General features: G+C 46.6%; 20 protein-coding genes. 16 read left to right on the top strand and 4 right to left on the bottom strand.

Features of this window, described 5'->3' with window-relative positions; translation table 11 throughout:
- Positions 1-8: 8 nt before the first annotated feature.
- The 4 genes from ACPW7J_RS13595 to ACPW7J_RS13580 all read right to left on the bottom strand — a co-directional run bounded on the left by ACPW7J_RS13595 (position 9) and on the right by ACPW7J_RS13580 (position 3,655).
- A complete protein-coding gene (locus ACPW7J_RS13595) occupies positions 9-920 on the bottom strand; it encodes a dihydroorotate dehydrogenase (protein WP_425755453.1) in 912 nt (303 codons plus the stop codon).
- Entirely contained in the window at positions 914-1,642 is a 729-nt protein-coding gene (locus tag ACPW7J_RS13590) for a dihydroorotate dehydrogenase electron transfer subunit (RefSeq protein ID WP_425755452.1), read from the bottom strand. Before ACPW7J_RS13590 ends, ACPW7J_RS13595 begins: the two co-directional genes overlap by 7 nt.
- A complete protein-coding gene (locus tag ACPW7J_RS13585; protein ID WP_425755450.1) occupies positions 1,623-2,903 on the bottom strand; it encodes a dihydroorotase in 1,281 nt (426 codons plus the stop codon). The genes ACPW7J_RS13590 and ACPW7J_RS13585 overlap by 20 nt, the downstream gene beginning before the upstream one ends.
- Positions 2,904-3,022: 119 nt before the next feature.
- Positions 3,023-3,655 (bottom strand): CvpA family protein, encoded by a 633-nt coding sequence (locus tag ACPW7J_RS13580; RefSeq protein ID WP_424960299.1) that lies wholly within the window; start codon positions 3,653-3,655, stop codon positions 3,023-3,025.
- A gap of 99 nt (positions 3,656-3,754) precedes the next feature.
- Between ACPW7J_RS13580 and ACPW7J_RS13575 the strand changes: the two genes are divergently transcribed.
- From ACPW7J_RS13575 to ACPW7J_RS13500, 16 genes are all read left to right on the top strand, one after another.
- The gene (locus tag ACPW7J_RS13575; protein WP_425755448.1) at positions 3,755-4,585 is read left to right on the top strand and encodes a hypothetical protein; all 831 of its coding nucleotides are present in this window, start codon (positions 3,755-3,757) and stop codon (positions 4,583-4,585) included.
- Between the two features lie 67 nt (positions 4,586-4,652).
- Complete coding sequence (gene tadA / locus ACPW7J_RS13570; protein WP_425755446.1) at positions 4,653-5,123, top strand: tRNA adenosine(34) deaminase TadA; 471 nt, start codon at positions 4,653-4,655, stop codon at positions 5,121-5,123.
- Positions 5,124-5,126: 3 nt separating this feature from the next.
- On the top strand, positions 5,127-5,999 hold the full coding sequence (locus ACPW7J_RS13565) for an Ig-like domain-containing protein (RefSeq protein WP_425755445.1): 873 nt from the start codon (positions 5,127-5,129) through the stop codon (positions 5,997-5,999).
- Positions 6,000-6,050: 51 nt separating this feature from the next.
- Entirely contained in the window at positions 6,051-7,007 is a 957-nt protein-coding gene (gene ispE, locus ACPW7J_RS13560; protein WP_425755443.1) for a 4-(cytidine 5'-diphospho)-2-C-methyl-D-erythritol kinase, read from the top strand.
- A 17-nt stretch (positions 7,008-7,024) separates the two neighbouring features.
- Positions 7,025-7,699 (top strand): GntR family transcriptional regulator, encoded by a 675-nt coding sequence (locus ACPW7J_RS13555; protein ID WP_161874704.1) that lies wholly within the window; start codon positions 7,025-7,027, stop codon positions 7,697-7,699.
- 337 nt (positions 7,700-8,036) lie between these two features.
- Entirely contained in the window at positions 8,037-9,509 is a 1,473-nt protein-coding gene (locus tag ACPW7J_RS13550; protein WP_425755441.1) for a 4-hydroxyphenylacetate 3-hydroxylase family protein, read from the top strand.
- 313 nt (positions 9,510-9,822) lie between these two features.
- The gene (locus ACPW7J_RS13545) at positions 9,823-11,256 is read left to right on the top strand and encodes a 4-hydroxyphenylacetate 3-hydroxylase N-terminal domain-containing protein (protein ID WP_161874706.1); all 1,434 of its coding nucleotides are present in this window, start codon (positions 9,823-9,825) and stop codon (positions 11,254-11,256) included.
- Positions 11,257-11,272: 16 nt separating this feature from the next.
- The gene (locus ACPW7J_RS13540) at positions 11,273-12,142 is read left to right on the top strand and encodes a 3-hydroxyacyl-CoA dehydrogenase family protein (RefSeq protein ID WP_424960304.1); all 870 of its coding nucleotides are present in this window, start codon (positions 11,273-11,275) and stop codon (positions 12,140-12,142) included.
- Between the two features lie 3 nt (positions 12,143-12,145).
- Complete coding sequence (locus ACPW7J_RS13535; protein ID WP_425755439.1) at positions 12,146-12,916, top strand: enoyl-CoA hydratase/isomerase family protein; 771 nt, start codon at positions 12,146-12,148, stop codon at positions 12,914-12,916.
- A gap of 13 nt (positions 12,917-12,929) precedes the next feature.
- Positions 12,930-14,117 carry a thiolase family protein gene (locus ACPW7J_RS13530; protein WP_424960306.1) on the top strand — a complete coding sequence of 396 codons (1,188 nt, stop codon included), beginning with the start codon at positions 12,930-12,932 and terminating at the stop codon, positions 14,115-14,117.
- 14 nt (positions 14,118-14,131) lie between these two features.
- Positions 14,132-15,292, top strand: a complete 1,161-nt coding sequence (locus tag ACPW7J_RS13525) for a pyridoxal phosphate-dependent aminotransferase (RefSeq protein ID WP_424960307.1) — start codon at positions 14,132-14,134, stop codon at positions 15,290-15,292.
- A gap of 19 nt (positions 15,293-15,311) precedes the next feature.
- Positions 15,312-15,854, top strand: a complete 543-nt coding sequence (locus ACPW7J_RS13520) for a pyruvate ferredoxin oxidoreductase subunit gamma (protein WP_161874711.1) — start codon at positions 15,312-15,314, stop codon at positions 15,852-15,854.
- Between the two features lie 17 nt (positions 15,855-15,871).
- Positions 15,872-16,123, top strand: a complete 252-nt coding sequence (locus tag ACPW7J_RS13515) for a 4Fe-4S binding protein (protein WP_161874712.1) — start codon at positions 15,872-15,874, stop codon at positions 16,121-16,123.
- A gap of 3 nt (positions 16,124-16,126) precedes the next feature.
- Positions 16,127-17,326, top strand: coding sequence for a hypothetical protein (locus ACPW7J_RS13510; protein WP_425755434.1), 1,200 nt, complete (start codon positions 16,127-16,129; stop codon positions 17,324-17,326).
- Positions 17,327-17,339: 13 nt separating this feature from the next.
- Positions 17,340-18,218, top strand: coding sequence for a thiamine pyrophosphate-dependent enzyme (locus ACPW7J_RS13505; protein WP_161874714.1), 879 nt, complete (start codon positions 17,340-17,342; stop codon positions 18,216-18,218).
- 83 nt (positions 18,219-18,301) lie between these two features.
- Complete coding sequence (locus ACPW7J_RS13500; protein WP_161874715.1) at positions 18,302-19,495, top strand: DUF362 domain-containing protein; 1,194 nt, start codon at positions 18,302-18,304, stop codon at positions 19,493-19,495.
- The last annotated feature ends 478 nt before the right edge of the window (positions 19,496-19,973 follow it).

Raw genomic sequence — 19,973 nt, 5'->3', positions numbered from 1 at the left:
TGTCTCCTTTATTCTACAATTCCGATGATATCGGAAAGTTTTTCAATTTCCAGTTCCTCGCATACGCAAGGTAGTGATTCGATGATTTCTTTGCAGGCGTATGGGTTGACCAGGTTTGCCGCGCCCACCTGCACTGCTGTTGCGCCTGCCATCATCATTTCGATGACGTCCCGGGCAGAGCTGATGCCGCCCATACCGATGACAGGAATCCCAACTGCCTTTGCCACCTGATAGACCATGCGAACCGCAACTGGGAAAATGGCAGGACCTGAAAATCCACCCATCTTGTTGGTGATGACCGGTTTTCTCCGGTTGATATCGATGCGCATGCCCAGCAGCGTGTTGATTAAGCTGATGCCGTCCGCCCCTGCGTTCTCGCAGGCTTTGGCGATGGATACGATGTCGGTCACGTTGGGACTCAGTTTGATGTAAACCGGTTTGGTCGTTACCGCTTTGACCGCGCGGGTGACTTCCGCCGCGCTTTCCGGCAGAACGCCGTATGCCATGCCGCCGTTGTGTACGTTGGGACAGCTGACGTTGACCTCGATGATACCGACCTGGGGCTGTTGATCCATGGCGGCGGCACATGCCACATATTCGTCCAGAGAAAAGCCGCTAATGTTGGCGATAAGTGGCTTGCTGTAAAGCATAGCCAGTTCCGGCAGTTCTTTTTCGCAGACTGCTTCAAGTCCTGGATTTTGCAAGCCTACCGAATTGATCAGACCGCTGGGGCATTCCGCGATACGGGGCAGGGGATTTCCCAGCCGGGCGTCCTTAGTGGTGCCTTTGAAGGAAATCGAACCCAAGATATTGAGATCGTAGAGTTCGGCGAACTCTTTACCGTAGCCGAAAGTACCGCTGGCAGGAATGACTGGATTGTCCAGGGTCAGTCCGCTTAAGGTCACTGTTAAATCTACCATTTGATTTCCTCCTTGTATAAGACCGGACCGTCCTTGCAGATCCGTTTGTAGCCATATTTTGTTTCACAGGTGCAGCCCATGCAAGCGCCAAATCCACATGCCATTCTCGCCTCGAAGCTGAACTGTCCGTCCGGCGCAAGATCGTAAACTGCCTTTAACATGGGTTCCGGACCACAGGTGTATACATAATCAAATTCCAAGGCTTTCATGGCGTCTGTGACAAAACCTTTGATGCCGACAGAGCCGTCTGCAGTGGTTACAATCGGTTCGATTCCCAGTGCGTGGAATTCTTCTGTTAGAATTATGTCGTCCGCACCGTTAAAGCCGATGACCACCTGCGGGTTTTTGCCTGCGCTGGCCAGGGCTTTTGCCAGTCCGTAAAGAGGCGGTACGCCGATGCCGCCGCCGACCAGCAGAGGTCGCTCTTTGCAGCAGCTGATGTCGAAGCCGTTGCCCAGTGGCAGCAGTACATCCAGCAAATCGCCGGGTTTTCTTTCCGCCAGCGCTTTGGTACCCTGTCCAACCACCTTAAAAAGGAGGGTGATGGACGCCGCGTCGTACTTGCAGATGGAAATAGGTCTGCGCAGATAAAATCCATCTAGTTTGATATTGACAAACTGTCCCGGCGCGCTGATTTTGCTGCAGTCGCCGGTCAGGGTCAGGGCATAAATTCCGTGTTGTATCTGATCAATACGATCTACTTTAAGCATTTGTCTCTTCATATGCGATTTCTCCGTTTACTATTGTTGTGATCACTTTTCCGTCGAGGTTCCAGCCCGCAAACGGGGTGGCTCTGCCTTTTGTCTGGAATTGATTTGGATCGACTTGCTGCTGCCGGTTAAGATCCAGTATCGTCAGATCCGCAGGCGCGCCGTCTTCGATGGCGCCGCCGGCAAGTCCGAATCGTTTTCTTGGATTGACGCTCATCACCTGAATCAGTTTTTCCAGGGAAATGATGCCTTTTTCCACCAGATGGGTGTACAGAACCGGAAAACAGGTTTCCAGTCCGACAATGCCGAAAGAGCTGCCGGCAAGTCCTTTTGCTTTTTCTTCCGCGCTGTGGGGCGCGTGGTCGGTGGCAATCATGTCGATGGTGCCATCGCGAAGTCCTTCAATCAAAGCGTCACGGTCGGCTGCGGAACGCAGGGGCGGGTTCATCTTAAACCGGCCGTCTTCCTGCAAATCTTCATCACAGAGCACTAGATAGTGGGGACCTGTTTCGCAGGTCACATCGACACCGCGCGCCTTTGCCTTTCTGATAATGTCAACCGTTTCCTTTGTAGAAATGTGACAAACATGATACGGCGCGCCGGTTTTCTCGGCAAGAAGCACATCCCGTTCCACCTGTTTCCATTCGCTTTCAGAGCAGATGCCCTTGTGCCCGTGGGCTTTGGCGTATGCGCCGTCGTGGATGTAGCCGCCGTAAAGCAGGCTTTCATCCTCGCAGTGGGCGACAATCATCTTGCCAAGTTCCTTGGCTTTTACCATGGCTTCTTCCATCAGCGCGCCGGTCTGCACGCCTTTGCCGTCGTCAGAGAAAGCGCATACATAAGGCGCCATGGCGTCCATATCGGAAAGAGCGCTGCGTCCGTCCTGCTTCTGTGTGATGGCGCCGTAAGGAATGACTTTTACTTTGGCATCCTTTTCGATGAGATCAAGCTGTACTTTAAGCGACGCAAGATCTGACGGCGCCGGGTTCAGGTTGGGCATCGTCATGACGCAGGTATAGCCGCCTGCCGCTGCCGCGAGGGAACCGCTGGCGATGGTCTCTTTATAAAAAAAGCCGGGTTCACGAAAATGTACATGTACATCGGTGAAACCCGGCACGATTACCCTATCCGTGCAGTCGACGATTCTGTCTGCGCGGTTTGTATCGAAAGAACTGGCGGAGCCGACAAAAACTGTTCCATTGGAAACAAAAACGTCTTTTTTCTCAAATCCGAGAGGTGTGAAAATCATACCATTTTTTAACAAAGTTGTCATGTGTTCCGCTCCTTTCAACCTATGAAATCTATTTTTGCTCAAATCTTCAATATATTAGCATACAACCTGATGCCTGTCAATAGCTTACGAGAAAAAATTCAGAACTGACCTACGAAAAACTATGAAAAAATATCCCTGATTAGCACCAGCAGCATATTGCCGTCGTAGAGCATTTCGGAAAAGCGAGCGCCATCCATGAAGCCGATAATCGTTTCAGACATCCCCGGCCATAGAACGCTGAGCACAGGTACGAGTACGGTAAAGAATAACAGCACCAGAAGTACGCCCCGTACCAAACCGAAAATGAATCCCATTGTTTTATCAAAAAGTCCTGTGACGCCATCGTTGTATTTCCGTGAAAAAAGATGAACGATGAGATATGCGATGATTTTGATGGCGGCTACTACAAGTAAAAAGCTGAGAACGGTCATTACCACGTCGGTGATAGAGGCCGATGTTCCATAAGCAAATTCGGAAGCGCCCCGACTTATCCAGGAACTGAATAGGTCCGGCATCGCCTTGTAGGGAACGCTGTCCTGTATGGAGTTTTCGATGTGGCTGAGAATCATCCGATTCAAAGTGTTGTCCAAGGTGGTGTAATCTATGAGAAATCCTTTCATTTTGCTGCACAGCAACAATCCGGCGACGATGCAGACGAACCACTGCATGAAGCTGGCAAGAGTCAGAGCGAAACCTTTTCGAGCGCCCAGGACAGCTGAAAGAGCCAGAATCAATATAATGATAAAATCCATATTTGTTTTCTCCGTTTGCGTATTCTTCGAATAGGGCGGTTTTTTCTACATATATTATATTACTAGATTTACTCGTAAAAAGCAAGTGAGGGGTAGCTTATGTCGTCGGATTACAGAAAGTATACAGTACAAATGGAATTGGCGCCAGACCGTTTTCGGCTTTGGAAACATGGCATGGATAGAGCCGTTTGTGTTTTGGAAACCTACAAGGAAAAGCGGTCTGTTTATTTTGCCGTTAGCAATTTGCTGCCTTCAAGAGCGCTGGCGGAGGAAGAAAAGGAATATCATCTGATATTGATGGGCGCTGACAATGGGGAGCTTATACATAGAGATTTTGGCGTTTTTTCAGTTAATCAAAGTGGTGAAGGCAGTTTTTTTAAGAAATTTGACGGTCCGGTTTTGTCGAATTATACCCATTGTTTGCTGGTAGCAGTCGGGATGAAGGGAGAAACAGAGACGGTACTGAGAGGATCGACCCCCTTTTTTACGGCGCCTCAAAAGGTTTCTGACGCCGCAGAGCCGGCGCGCGAGGAGAAACCATGGCGGAAATTCTTTGACCAGAATACGGAGGATGGAAAAGCGGATGTTTTTTCATCGGAAATTGACGAAACAAAGGCTATCTGGTGGCGCGTTGAGAAAAACGAAGGATTGCCGGACGGTTTTGCGTCTTGTGGAGATTTGGTGGAACAGTACGGACATTGGCTGATGGGGAAGACAAAGCAACGGTGGTTTATTGGCGTGCCCGGTAGATTTCTTCTGGCAGAGCAGCCTGTGGTGCGGGGGGAAAGCTTTCAGTTATGGCAGCCGATTCGAGGAGGCGAAGCTTTTTTTGATGATCTCGCCGGATTGAGTGGAGACGTAGCGGAGAGTTTGTTTGGTTATTGGATTTGCGAGGTGGACAGAGAAACGGGCGCGCCGCGATTCATTTAGGATGCACGAGTTTTAATACAAAAAACGGTTGAATACTGCCGCAAGTTGTGGTAACATAGAAAGGTATATGAACAGATTTATGCAGGAAGCTCTGCGAGAGGCGAAAATTGCTTTTCGGCTGGGCGAGGTTCCGATTGGAGCCGTGATTGAAAAAGATGGACAAATTATAGCAAAAGGACATAATTTGACAGAGACGTTGAAGGATCCTACTGCTCACGCGGAGATGATGGCCATCAGGCAGGCTGCTGAGGCGCTTGGCGGATGGCGTTTGATCGGATGCAATCTTTATGTGACGGTAGAACCGTGTTCTATGTGCGCGGGGGCTATGATTTGGGCTAGAATCAACCGCCTGTATATTGGCGCCATGGATCCTAAGGCAGGAGCCTGCGGATCGGTGTTTCAGATTGCACAGAGCAGTAAGCTGAATCATCGGATTGAGATTGAAACAGGGATCATGGAGGAGGAATGCGCGTCTTTAATGCGTGAGTTCTTCAGCCAGCTTAGATATAGAAAGAAAAAGAACAAATCGGAGGAGTAGCAAATGAAAAGAATAGGCGCTATTGTATGCCTAGCAGCACTAATCGTAACTATGACGGCGTCTGTCTGTTTTGGGGTCCAGTCACTGAAGCTGGTGGAATCTTACCCGGAAGATGGGCAGAAAAGCACGAGTATTGAAAATATGGGTGTTAAACTGACGTTTAACAGTGATATAGGGGATGAAAAATCTGCGAAAGCGAACGCTAAGTGTTTTTCCATCACCGATGATAAGGGACACAAGCTGCCGATCAGAGTTTTTTATGATCCTAAGAACAGCAAGAAAATGATGGTATTAGCTGACGCGGTGAAAATCGCGGCTAATAAGGATTTGCGCATTAAGGATAATGTAAAATACACGCTGCATATTTCCGGCGATTTAACTGATAATGAAGGCAATACTCTGGGAGCTGATCAGGAGATTAGCTTCACTACACTGAATCAGAGTCAGAACACGAAAGTGTATATGATCATGATGGTTATCATGTTCGGTGGAATGTTCTTCTTCACATCGCGTCAGGCCAAGAAGCAGATGGCAAAGCAGGATGCGGAGAACGGTGTTAAGGAAGAACCGTTTAACCCATATAAAGAGGCAAAGAAAACGGGCAAATCCGTAGAAGAAGTTATGGCGGCTCATGAGAAGGAGATGGCCAGAAAGGCGGCAAAGGCTGCTAAAAAGGCAAAGGCGCAGAGCGACGACGAAGATGATGACTATGAAGATGATAATGGAAACTACAAGGTGAAAAAGCCTAGGCCGATTTCTGCCGGCGGCAGCAATTATGTTACCGGAAGAAAAGCGCTTGCTGAGGCGAGAATCGCTGAAGAGGAACGGTTAGCAAAGCGTCGGGCTGCAAATTCAAAAAAGAAAAAGAAAAAATAGATAAGTCAAAATGAGCGGGCTTCCGCTCATTTTGCGCATTGGAGTAGGCTGATGAGAGAAGTCAGGATACAATCCTTTGCCAAGATTAACCTGTCTATTGATGTAACGGGAGTTGATCGCGACGGCATGCATTTGGTAGATATGGTTATGCACCAATTATCCTTTCACGATGATGTGAATATTTGCTTTGAGAGAAATTATAGCAGTGAAAGAATGAGGGATGAACAGCCTTTTGCTATCAGTGTCAGTACGAACAGGTTCTATTTGCCTACGGACGATAGGAATTTGGCGTATAAAGCGGCAAGTCTCATGGTGCAGCGCTATGGTAAGCGGGTTGGAGGCGGAAAGATACAAATCGATATTTTTAAGAGGATTCCTGTAGCTGCTGGTCTGGCCGGCGGCAGCAGCAATGGCGCCGCGGTGCTTCATGGATTGAATCAACTTTGGCGTTTGAACCTGAGCTTGCCTCAGCTTTGTAAGCTTGGAGCTGAATTGGGCTCTGACGTGCCGTTTTGCGTCATGGGTCAGGCAGGATATAATTTTGGTTTACCATGGAAGGTACGTAAGCATCCGCTGGCGGCAGCCTGTGCGAGGGCAAAAGGAACGGGTACGGAGCTGGAAACGCTTCCGGCTCTAAAAAAATCGGTAGTAATTGCTAAACCGCCTATCGGCGTGTCCACCAGGGAGGTCTACAAAGGTATCGACGGCTGCCATATTGAGAGAAGGCCTGATAATGATTTGCTGGCAGAGGGGTTGGAAAAAAGAGATTATCCTTTGATATACGAGCAATGTATCAATGTTCTTGAGAATTATACATTGCAGGCGTATCCGCAGGTAGAGGCGTTAAAGCGACTGATGCTGCAAAGCGGTAACGCGAAAAAAGTGTTAATGAGCGGCAGCGGGCCGACGGTTTTCGGAATTTATGATAGTATTTCTGAAACAAAAGCTGTCTGCGCGGCGCTGCGTCAAAAGGGCTATGAAGCCTATTGGACTCGAACCACAAAATAATATAGGAGTAAGATGATATGTTGAACTTTGATTTGCAGAATCACAGGCCGTTGAGAGAAATCGTGTATGAACAGTTGAAACGACAGATCTTGACGGGAAAAATTACCCCAGGGACTCGGATGATGGAAGTGGAACTGGCGGAAGAAATGGGTGTTAGCCGCACACCGGTACGTGAGGCTATTCGTAAGTTGGAAAAGGAAGGGCTTGTAACGATTGAGCCGAGGAGAGGCGCTTATGCGTCTGATATTTCGGTTCGCGATATGGTGGATACTCTGGAAGTGAGAGAGGATCTGGAAGGATTAGCCGCGGCTCTGGTAGCGGGACGCATGACGGAAGAACAACTTGATGAGCTGACCAGAATAGCGAAGAATTACAGCAGCGCCATTAAAAACAGCGAGACGGAAAAGATGATACATTATGACGAACAATTTCATCGTTATATTGTGGCCTGCAGCGGAAATAAGACGCTCGTTCAGATCAGTGAGACAGTGCAGGAGTTAGCGCTGCGCTTTCGGTACTTGTTTTATGATGATTTCTCCAGATATGAAAATATGCCGGTAGAACACAGACAGATCATAGAGGCTATCAAGGGTGGAGACGCTGAGACGGCGAGGACGACGGCTGATAATCATGTGAAGAGGTTGAAGGAATTCGTAATACAGGAAGGCGAAGCTGTATTCAACCATCAATAGAGATACATATATTGTAATATAAAAAAGCAGGATATTCCTAAGAAGAATATTCCTGTTTTTTTTATATGCAAATTTAGCGAGGGAGTTCGGAATTTTCTATAAAATTTCTCGCTTTTGTTCATAAATAATTTTGAATTTTGGAATTTGATAAATGACGATTTGAAAGATATGAACGGAAAAAGAAAATAAAAATGGCTAAATTACAACAAATTTATTAAAAATAGCAAAAAATACTTATGTTAAAATTCGAAAATATGTTGACATCAAATTCCGAAAGTGTTATTATCAACTCATAAATATTGGAATCGATATTGGAAGATGGAATAGGAGTAGAAAAATGTTGATGACAGGCACAGAATATATCGCAAGCTTACGAGAATTGAACACGAGAGTGTATTTGTTTGGTGAAAAAATTGAAAATTGGGTTGATCATCCTATGATCAGACCTTCTATAGATTGTGTTGCCGTGACATATGATCTTGCTCATCAGGAGGAATACGCAGATCTGATGACGGTGAAGTCCAGCTTGACCGGAAAGCAGATTAACAGGTTCAATCATCTGCATCAAAGTACGGATGATTTAATGAAAAAGGTGAAGATGCAGAGACTATGCGGGCAGAAGACGGCCAGTTGTTTTCAGAGGTGTGTAGGCATGGACTCTTTTAATGCTGTATTTTCTACGACTTTTGAAATAGATCAGGCCCATGGAACGGCTTATCATAAGAACTTTGTGGAATTCCTGAAGATGGTTGAAGAAGCAGATTTAGTTGTAGACGGAGCTATGACAGATCCGAAAGGGGATCGTTCTCTGCAGCCGTCAAAACAGAGAGATCCGGATTTGTTTGTTCACGTAGTAGAAAGACGGCCTGACGGAATCGTAGTAAGGGGCGCAAAGTGTCATCAGACAGGATCTATCAATTCCCATTGGCATTTAGTAATGCCGACGCAGGCTATGAAACCAGAGGATAAGGACTATGCGGTTTCTTTCGCGTGTCCATCAGATGCTGATGGATTATATATGATTTATGGCAGACAATCCTGTGATACAAGAAAGTTGGAAAAGGGCGCAGATGTAGATCTGGGCAATAAGAAGTTCGGCGGACAAGAAGCGCTGGTAGTCTTTGACGATGTGTTTATCCCTAATGCGTACATATTTATGGATGGAGAAACCGACTTTTCGGGAATGCTGGTTGAGCGCTTTGCGGGTTATCACAGACAATCCTACGGTGGATGTAAAGTCGGCGTAGGCGATGTGATCATCGGCGCGGCCGCGTTGGCGGCGGATTATAACGGCGCGGCTAAAGCATCGCATATTAAGGACAAGCTCATTGAGATGACCCATTTGAATGAGACCCTTTACAGCTGCGGCATCGCCTGCTCCGCGGAAGGAAATCAAACGAAGGCAGGTAATTATCAAATCAACCTGCTGCTGGCTAACGTATGTAAGCAGAATGTAACCAGATTTCCATATGAAATTGTACGGCTTGCAGAAGATATTGCCGGCGGATTGATGGTTACTATGCCGTCAGAAGCTGATTTTAAATCTGAGATGCCGGTGGGAAGACACGGAGAGACAATAGGAGAGGTTTGCAACAAATATTTTGCTGCCTCGGCGGATTGTACAACTGAGGAGAGAATGCGTGTCTTGCGTTTCCTTGAGAATATCTGCCTCGGTTCATCGGCTGTCGGCTACAGAACGGAGTCTATGCATGGCGCGGGTTCTCCGCAGGCACAGAGAATCATGATCCAAAGGCAGGGTAATTTAGAAGGAAAGAAACGGCTGGCGAAGGCAATTGCCGGCATTGAGTAGGGAATAGCGCACGCCGGACTCCTGCTTTTGTCTGGCGTAAGCGATTCTAATAAAATGAATAAATGCATTGCAATTAGATAATTCCGAAAAGGGGCGATGACTTTTGCTAAAACCATAGTTGAAACACTCCTTAAGGTGAACCATCCAATAATCATCATAATTTGAAATCCATTGCCGACCTAATTTGACTATATAACCTCGAGATAATCGTCAACTTTTCGGGATTATGTATTGCATGCCAAAATGCTGAAACTCCACAAGGTGGATAAAAATAAATCAATATAAAGTGCAACTTATAATAGGAGGAATAAAAATGCGTACATTTGCAGAGTATCAGGAAAAGCTGAAGAAGATGAGAAAAAACGTCTATATCGACGGTGAATTAGTAGAAAGAGACGACCCAAGACTTCTGGGCGGACAGCATATTATAGGAATTACCTTTGCTGCTGCTCATTCTGAAGATCCGGAAATTCGCGAGCTTGCTACAGCTACATCTCACCTGTCCGGTGAGACAATTAACCGGTTTGCACATGTTTATCAGACAGAAGAAGACCTTCTGAAAAAGCAGAAGATGATCAGAAAGCTGGGTGAAAAGGCCGGCGGCTGCATTCAGAGATGCATGGGTTGCGATGCGATCAACGCTCTCTATGTTACAACGAAGGAAATTGATGATAAGCATGGAACGAATTATCATGAAAGATTTAAAAAGTACCTGGCATGGTATCAGGAGAATGATCTTGTAGGTAATGCGGGACAGACTGACGTAAAGGGCGACCGTTCCAAGAGACCGTCTCAGCAGGCTGATCCAGATCTTTATATGCGTATTGTAGAGAAAAGAGAAGACGGTATCGTTGTGTGCGGATGTAAGGCGCATAATACGATCGCGCCGTATGCAGATGAAATTCTGGTCGTTCCAACGAGAGCGCTGAAAGAAGAAGACGCTGATTGGGCTGTCGCTTTCGCAATTCCTGCAGATGCGGAGGGCGTTTCTCTGGTTTCGAGACCTGTATCTCCGAATCCTAGAAAAGAGCTGATGGCTCCATACAATACATATGGAATCTGCGATACGATGACAGTTCTTGATCATGTGTTTGTTCCTTGGGACAGAGTATTTATGTGCGGAGAGTATGACTTTGGCGGAAGACTGGCGCTGTCCTTTGCGAATAACCATAGATTCAGCTATTGCGGATGCAAGCCTGCAATTACAGACGTATTTATCGGCGCGACAGCGCTTGTAGCGGAGTATAACGGCGTTGGAAAGGCTCCTCATATTCAGAACGATTTGGCAGACTTGATGGCAACGGCAGAATTGGTTTATGCTGCAGGTATTGCCGCGTCTGTAACTGCGGCGACAACGCCGTCGGGCGCGAAGGAACCGAACTTCCTCTATAGTAACTGCGGAAGATATCACGCTGGTGTTAAGATTATGCATGAGTATGAAACCCTTATTTCAGTTACAGGCGGATTTGCAGCGACCATTCCGTTTGAAGGAGATTGGATCAATCCTGAAACAAAGGGATATATGGAAAAATATATCATGAGGAATCCTGAAATCAGCGCGGAAAATCAGCATCGTCTGTTCCGTTTCCTGGATGACTTTACTGTTTCTCCGTGGTGCGGTATGGAAATGTCTGCCGGTATCCACGGCGGCGGATCTCCAATCATGGAAAAGATCGGTATCAGAACGAACTATGATTTGAATTCCAAAAAGCAGATCGTAAAGAATTTGTGCGGAATTAAAGACTGATGAGAGCCGGAGGAAAATGATGATAGAGAAAATTGGTGTAATCGGCGCGGGTATGATGGGGGCGGAAATCGCCCTCTGCTTCGCGCGAGCAGGCTATGATACGATTCTGAACGATATTAAACTGGAATACGCCGAAAGAGGCAAGGAGAAACAGGCGGCAATTCTGGATAAAAATATTAAAAAAGGAAAGCTGATGCCGGAAGATAAGGATGTGATTCTCAATAGAGTATCTGTTACGGATTGTTATGAGGATTTGGCTGACTGCGATCTGATTGTGGAAGCGGCGCTAGAAGTTGTTGAGGTCAAAAATGATATCTTCGGAAAGCTGGATAAAATTTGTAAGAAAGAAACTATTTTTGCGAGCAATACGTCCAGCATATCGATTACACGGCTGGCGGCGGCTGTAGGCGAGGAAAGAAAAGCGAAATTTTTGGGAACACATTTTAATTCGCCAGCCAGCGTCATGAAGCTGGTGGAAGTAATCCCGGCGCTTCTCACTGACGAGGAGGCTGTTTGCGAAGTGGTTGAACTGCTTACTAGGATCGAGAAAGAGCCGGTACGTGTAAAGGATGTAGTTGGTTTTGGTCTCAACAGAATTTTCCATGCTATGTACTTGGAAGCGTGTCGTCTGGTAGAAGAAGGCGTATGCTCTGTAAGCGATGTGGACAAAATCTGCAAATATGGATTGGGACATCCTATGGGTGTTTTCGCGCTCCTTGATATTACCAGCCATGACTTGAACTTGAATGTAGATAAAATCTTATTTGAAGCTTATGGAGACCGGTTCAGACCAAGTCCGCAGATTCAGAGATTGGTAGACAGTGGAAGATTGGGTCGTAAAACCGGAGCAGGCTTCTATGATTATGACGAATGGAGAAAAAAGTAGGTCATGGCACAGGTATATTTGGAAGCGACGATGACGGGTGTTGCTGTTTTAGGAATTAACAGACCTGAAGCGCTTAACGCCTTGAGCCGTACGATTATAGATGAAATGGACGCTCTCGTCACTGAGATCGAAGGGAGAGAGGATATTCGAGTATTGATTCTTTACAGCCGGGGAAATTTCGCGGCTGGCGCGGATATCAAAAATATGGTAAATCTTTCACCCGATGAAGCGAGAAGCTTTTCTTTTGTACATGTGATGAATCGGATTAGAAAACTACAAATTCCTACGATCGCGGCGATTGAGGGTTATGCTCTCGGCGGAGGATTAGAGCTTGCTCTGACCTGCGACCTGAGACTTGCTTCAAAGAGTGCGACGCTGGGTTTTCCTGAGATTAACCTTGGTATTATGCCAGGCGCGGGAGGAACGATCGCTGCGCCGAGATTGATCGGTGAAGCGAAGGCGAAAGAATTGATCTTCACAGGACGGAGCCTGCATGGCGAGGAGGCCGAGAGAATTGGCCTTGTGAACCAATCGGTAGAAGACGATAAGCTCTTTGAAGAAGCTAAGAAGCTGGCGGAAAAGCTGGCGAGAAAAGCCCCGGTTGCCCTCAGGACCGCGAAACAGTCTGTCGCGGCAGGTCTGGAAGCTGCGGATATGGACGCAGGACTTGAGGCAGAGCTGGCTCTCTGGTCGGGGCTCTTTTCTACAGAAGATCAAAAAGAAGGCATGAACGCTTTTATTGAAAAGCGGAAGCCTGCTTATAAAGGAAGATAAGGAGAAAAAGACGATGCGGAATGTAGTAATTGTAGCTGGCGCCAGAACGCCGATCGGCGTCATTGGCGGTCAGTTCAAGACTCTGACGTCACTGGATTTGTCCATACCAGTTATGCAGAATTTATTACAGCGGGCAGGGATAAATCCTGCTGAGATTGACGATGTAATTTGGGGCTGCAACTATCAGAGAACATATAAGGAGAACAATCTTGCAAGAGTAGCGCTGGTTAAGGCAGGTTTGCCTGTCTCTGTACCCGGTATTACGATTCACCGGAATTGTACGTCATCCATGTCTGCGATTCAAATGGGGTATTACCAGATTAAAGCTGGGGAGGCTGATTGCATTATGGCGGGTGGAGCTGACAGCATGAGCACTGCGCCGCATATGGTGTTCAACGCCCGTTACGGACAGAAGTTTGGTCACATGGAGCTTCGGGATTCGATGTGGGATTCTCTAACCAACCTGGGTATCGGACCGGCCATGGGGATTACGGCGGAAAATGTGGCTGAAAAATATGGAATCACCAGAGAAGAACAGGATGAATTGGCGCTTCTGAGCCAACAGCGGGCGGTAGCGGCTATCGACGCGGGCAAATTTAAGGAAGAAATTGTTCCCGTTACAGTAAAGAATAAAAAAGGCGATGTTATCTATGATACAGACGAGTATCCAAAGAGAGACGCGAGCCTTGAAAAGCTGTCTAAACTGAAGCCGTCTTTTAAGGAGGGGGGCACTGTAACAGCAGGAAACGCTTCTGGCATGAATGATGGCGCTTCCGGAGTTCTCCTAATGGAAGAAGAAAAGGCTAAAGAACTGGGATTGCCGATTCTGGCAAGAATTGCCGCTGTCGCGACAACGGGTATTGAACCTGAGATCATGGGATTAGGCCCTGTTGAGGCAGTAAAAAAGGCTCTTTCAAAGGCGGGGATTAAGCAGGAGGATCTGGGACTTTTGGAAGTAAACGAGGCGTTTGCGGCACAGTATCTGGGATGCGAAAAGGAATTAGGGCTTGATCGAGAAATTACCAATGTAAACGGAAGCGGAATTTCTTTGGGACATCCTGTAGGCGCTTCAGGCTGCAGATTGGTTGTAACGCTGCTCCACGAAATGAGAAGAAGAAACGTACGGTACGGTCTTGCGACTTTATGCGCGGGCGGCGGCATGGGTACGGCTGTGATTGTTGAGAATGCAGATTACAAATGATAGGGAGACTGGTAATGAAGGAATATTTATCGGAAAAAAGTAAGAAAATCGGATTTTCTCCGATTAGAAGCATGGTGGCGAAAGCGTCTGTACTGGATGATGTCATCACTTTCGCTTTGGGAGAGCCTGACTTTGATACGCCAAAACCAATTGTCGACGCCGCGATAGACGCTTTGAAACGCGGAGAAACGCACTATGCGCCGAACAAGGGTGTTTACGCTCTCAGAAAAGCAATTTCTGACCACTATAAAGGCAGAGGCATGGACTATGATGTGGAAGATGAGATCATGGTAACCAGCGGCGGTATTGAAGCGTTGTTTCTGGTTATGAGCGCAGTGCTCGACAAGGGGGATGAGGTGATCATCAGCAACCCGTACTGGTCTAATCATATTGAACAGATTAAATATCATGAAGCGGTCTGCGTACAGGTTCCTGTATACGAAAAGGATGGTTTCATGTATGATCCGGAAAATCTGAAGAAAGCCATTACGGAAAAAACCAAGCTTTTGATTCTCAATTCACCGTCTAATCCGACGGGCGGCGTAGCCACGAAAGAAAACCTCGAGGCTATTGCAAGGATTGCTGTAGAAAACGATATTTTAGTCATTTCTGACGACGCATATGAACATTTGCGTTATGACGATGGTGAGATTGTGCATATTGCTTCCCTTCCGGGCATGAAGGAAAGGACGTTTATCACCAATACCTTCTCTAAGACATATGCCATGACGGGCTGGAGAGTAGGTTATGCGTGCGGTCCTGCGGAAGCGATCAAGATGATGGTAAAATTGCAGGAAAATGTGGTTTCCTGTGTCAATACACCTGCGCAGTACGGCGCGGCAGAGGCCCTTTCCGGCTCGCAGCAGCCGGTGGCTGATATGGTGAAGGAATACGCGGGAAGAAGAGAAATTCTGATCAAAGGACTTAATGAAATCGACGGGATTTTTTGTCTTCCGCCGAAGGGCGCTTTTTATGCTTTCGCAAATATTACGAAAACGGGGCTTACTTCGGTAGAATTTGCTGACAGACTGCTTGAGGAACAGCATGTAGTCGTTGTACCTGGTTCTGGATTTGGCAGCGCCGGTGAAGGCTTCGTGAGGATTTCTTACGCAACGTCCAAAGAGAATATCGAGGAAGGACTTCGCAGGATAAAGGCTTTTGTGGAAAATTTATGATAGAAGTATGGAGGAAACTATGAAAGAGATTAGAATTCATGGGCGCGGCGGACAGGGCTCTGTCGTACTTGCTGAACTGCTTGGCATCGCCGCGTTCAGAGAGGGAAAGTATTCTTTGGCCTTTCCGTTTTTAGGCGGTGGCGGAGAACGGAGAGGCGCTCCGGTGCAGGGGTTTGCCAGAATTGATTCTGAACCGGTAAAGATTAGGGAAAGAATTCAATATCCTGATTATGTAATCATTCAGGACACATCCATCATGGAAGTTGTCGATTGTTATGCAGGAATCAAAGAGAACGGAATCGTCATCGTGAATACGCCGGATGCTTCTTTCAACTGTGAAAGAGATGATTTGAAGGTGTATACTATCGACGCGACGAAAATTGCTATCGAGGCGCTGGGAAGACCAATCATGAATACAGTGCTTCTGGGCGCATTCGCGAAAATTACCGGAGAAGTATCTCTGGAGGCGGTGGAAGAAACCATTCGCGGACGTTTTGAAGGTGAACTTGCAGAAGGAAATATAAAGGCTGCTCGTATGGCTTACGATGCAGTGAACGCTTAAGAAGGAAGGTTGATGAAATGAGACATCTGACAGTTGGCGCGACCTGTATCGGTGGCGGCTCTAAAGACGTATGTACTGGTGTATGGCGTCAGATTACGCCTGTAGTAGATCAGGAAAAATGTGTGAAATGTGGTATCTGTGCAGAATTCTGCCCAGACTGCGCGATCGCGGTAGATGAAAACGGCGCGCATATAGATATGTTTTATTGTAAAGGCTGCGGTATCTGTGCAAACGAATGCCGTGTCAAAGCGATTACGATGGAGGTGTAGGCGATGAATAAAACCGTAAAAGTAATGGAAGGGTCTATGGCGGTTGCTAATGCAATTCGTTCCTGTAAAACGGACGTCATTGCAGCATATCCGATCAGCCCACAGACCCATATTGTTGAATATTTGTCTGATTTTGCCGCTGATGGCAGCTTGCATGGAAAATACGTCAACGTGGATTCAGAGTTTTCTGCGTCTTCCTTTGTCTATGGTTCTGCTGCTGCTGGCGCAAGATCTTATACGGCTTCATCCTCGCAGGGACTGCTTTTGATGACGGAAGTGCTGTATAACATTGCTGGGCACAGGCTACCGCTCGTTATGACTGGCGTAAACAGAATGATTTCGCCTCCGATCAGTATTCTGACTGACCATTCAGATACGATGGCTCTCCGTGATTGCGGCTTTATGCAAATGCATGTGGAAAGCATTCAGGAAGCATACGACGCGCATATTCAGGCATTTAAAATCGCGGAAAATCATAAGGTATTGCTTCCGATGATGATCTGTATGGATGGATGGGTGCTGACCCATGCGTTTGAGCCTGTTACGCTGTTTGACGATGCAGATATACAGGAGTTCCTCGGCGGCCCGATCAACTCGTATCAGAAGCTTGATCCGGCGCTTCCTCCTGTAAATTACGGTGTGTTTACAGATGAACAGGAATTGATGGAATATAAGCATGCTATGATGTGTGCCCATGAAAACGCGAAGGAAGTGATCAATGAGGTTGCGGAAGAATACAGAGAGAAGTTCGGGCATTATTATGGCGGCGTGATCGATACATATATGACGGAAGACGCTGACGTCATTTTGCTGGCGATGGGTTCTGTAGTAGGAACGATTCGGTGCGCTATCGATGAGATGAGAGCAGAAGGCAAGAAGGTTGGTCTGGTAAAGATCAGAAGCTTCAGACCGTTCCCTGGCAAAGAAATTGCGGAGGCGTGCGCGGGCGCGAAGGCTGTAGGTATTATTGACAAAGCGATTTCTCTTGGACGCGGCGGTATCGTCGGTATGGATGTGAAGGAATACTTCTGTAATATGAAGGAAAAGCCGGCGCTTAAGGATTATATTGCAGGCATTGGCGGTAAGGAGCTGAATAGAGAAGTAATTAAACAGATCTATGAGGATTTGCTGAAAGTAAATTCCGGCAATATTCTTGATGAAGAGGTGCAGTACGTCAACCTCAATGAATACTGTGTAGAATAGGAAGGTGAATGAGATGACGGAAAAAAAGAACTTACTGGCTTCCGGCCATAAAGCCTGCCCAGGATGTACGGTTCCCCTCTGCGTGAACAAAGTGCTCGAAGCGACAGGAAAAAATGTAATTGCGGTAACGGCGACGGGCTGTCTTGAGACGTTTACTTCTCTGATTAACTATTCCAGTTGGGAAGTGCCTTGGATTACGCCGCTCTTTGAAAATGCTCCTTCTGTGGCAGGCGGTATTGCTGCCGCTCTGGAAGCCAAGGATGGAAATAAAGCCAATACAAAGGTGGTTGCCTTCGGCGGCGACGGATCCACCTATGACATCGGAATTGGTTCTCTTTCCGGTATGCTGGAAAGAAACGATAATGTAATCTATATCTGTTACGATAACGAAGCATATATGAATACAGGCGTACAAAGGAGCAGCGGAACGCCTTACGGCGCTACGACGACTACCAGTCCGCAGGGTGACGCGTCGCCAGGCAATCTGAAATATAAGAAAAATATGCCGGAGATCGCAAGAGAACACGGCATTCGGTACGTCGCTACAGCCACAGTTTCTGACCCGAAGGATCTGAAGAAAAAAGTGGAGAAAGCGATGGAACTTAACGGCGCGGCTTATATTCATGTATTGACGCCGTGCAATTTGGGCTGGGGTTTTCCTTCGGAAAAGGCGATTGAGATGGCAAGAGATACTGTGAACGCAGGTCTTTTCCCGATCTTTGAGTATGTGGACGGAGAACTGGTATCGTCAAAGAAGATTAAAAAGATTCCTGTAAAGGATGTTTTGTTCCGCCAGAAGCGGTACAAACATTTGAAATCAGCGGAATATGAAAATATTGTTAATGAAATTCAAGCTATCGCTGATAGGAATATCGAAAAATATCATTTATAATGATATTGAAGGTGTGGCGTTCGCTGCGCGGAAGCGGAGCGAACGTTGTTTTGGATAAAATGTGAAATAAATGGAGGTATGAAATGTCTGTAGTGTCTATAGTTAAAACCAAAGGCAATGAATACGAGGATATCAAGGCTGCGGTCGATCGGGTGATCGAACAGATTGGCGGACTTGAGGATATTATTAAACCTGGATATAAGGTGATCATCAAGCCGAATCTGGTGGCCACGCCTACGGAAAGATTGTCTGGCGGTGTAACCAGATGGGAAGTATGCAAGGCGATCTATGAGGCGGTAAAGGCGATAGGAGCTGATCCGGTTATCGCAGAGTCTGCTGCGGCCGGCGCTGATACAGAAGCGGTCATTAAGAAGTGCGGCTATCAGGATTTGCGTGACGAGGGGATTCCGGTCATCAACCTGAAAGCTGAGGACAGTGTGAAATATGATCTTCCTGTAGAGAATGGAAAAATTGTAGAAAAACTTAGTTCCTGGGAGCTGGTTCGCGATGCGGATGCGATCATTACAGTCCCGGTTATGAAAACCCACGATCAGACTGAAGTCACTTTAGGCATGAAGAATTGCAAAGGACTGATTTCTGATGTGAACAAAAAGCGTCTGCATACATTAGGACTGGTGGAAGGCGTTTGCGATATTATTCAGACCGTAAAGCCAGTGCTGGAAATTGTGGACGGTACATTTGGACAGCAAGGACTTGGCCCGATCTTTGGAGAGACCAAGGAGATGGACTTGATTATCGGCTCAAAGGATTTGGTGGCCTGTGAAGCTGTAACTAGTAAGATCATGGGCTATGAAGTCGATGAGGTGGGTATCACGGTCGCCGCGTATAACAGAGGTCTGGGCGAGAAGGATTTGTCTAAGATACAAGTGGTCGGTGAAAAGATTGAAGATGTGCAAAGCAGATTTAAGCGTTCGTGTGAAGTGGAGATTGAAGGACTGCCTGAATCTTATCGTCTGATCTTTGATGAAAAGGCCTGCACGGGCTGCAGAAATACAGTAATCAGTTCCCTGATGGATATGAAGGCTCAGGATTTATTCCCTTACCTTGAAAACATGAATGTCATCGTAGGTCCTTGCACTGCAGCTGATTTACCGGAAGATGCTACGCCGGAAAATACAGTTTGCATTGGCATCTGTACGAAGAAGCTCGCCGATGAATTCGGTTTCCGTAACGTGATGGGATGTCCTCCAGGCAATGTGGATACTGTACAGTGCATTCTGGGTGATCGTCTTGAATATGGAGTGAGATATAATTAGTATTTGTTTCGACACTGTAAAGGTTTTATATTAGTGCGTAAATGCTCGCCTACCGCGGTTTTATCTAATGAAAAATCGCGGTAGGCTATTTGTGCATGGTCAAATAAAAAAGAAATAAATCCGAATATCGGAATTTGATAAACTGAAATTTTTTAAAAAATAATGCGCCAAGCAAAGTAAAAAACGGATGCGCCGATAAAACGAAAAATAAAAAAGTGTTTGAAAACTACTGAAAAATAGAGGTTTATATAAAGATGCGCGAGGAAAGGAATGAAAAATAACGACGTTATGCGTGATTAAAAATTCAAAAAATTGAAATTTGTATTCTAAAAAATCTTGACACAAGAATCCAAAAATGGTATTCTCAATATGTAAAAAGGGAAAACCGCCAGGCTTAACCTATCGTGTGAAGATAAGAACAGAAGGAAATGTTTAGCTGGCGACGCATACTCGGGATAAGGGTTATAGCTATTTTATT

The sequence above is a fragment of the Ihubacter sp. rT4E-8 genome (assembly GCF_049852125.1).
Lineage (GTDB): Bacteria > Bacillota > Clostridia > Peptostreptococcales > Anaerovoracaceae > Senimuribacter.
This window is presented reverse-complemented; position numbering and strand designations above follow the sequence as displayed.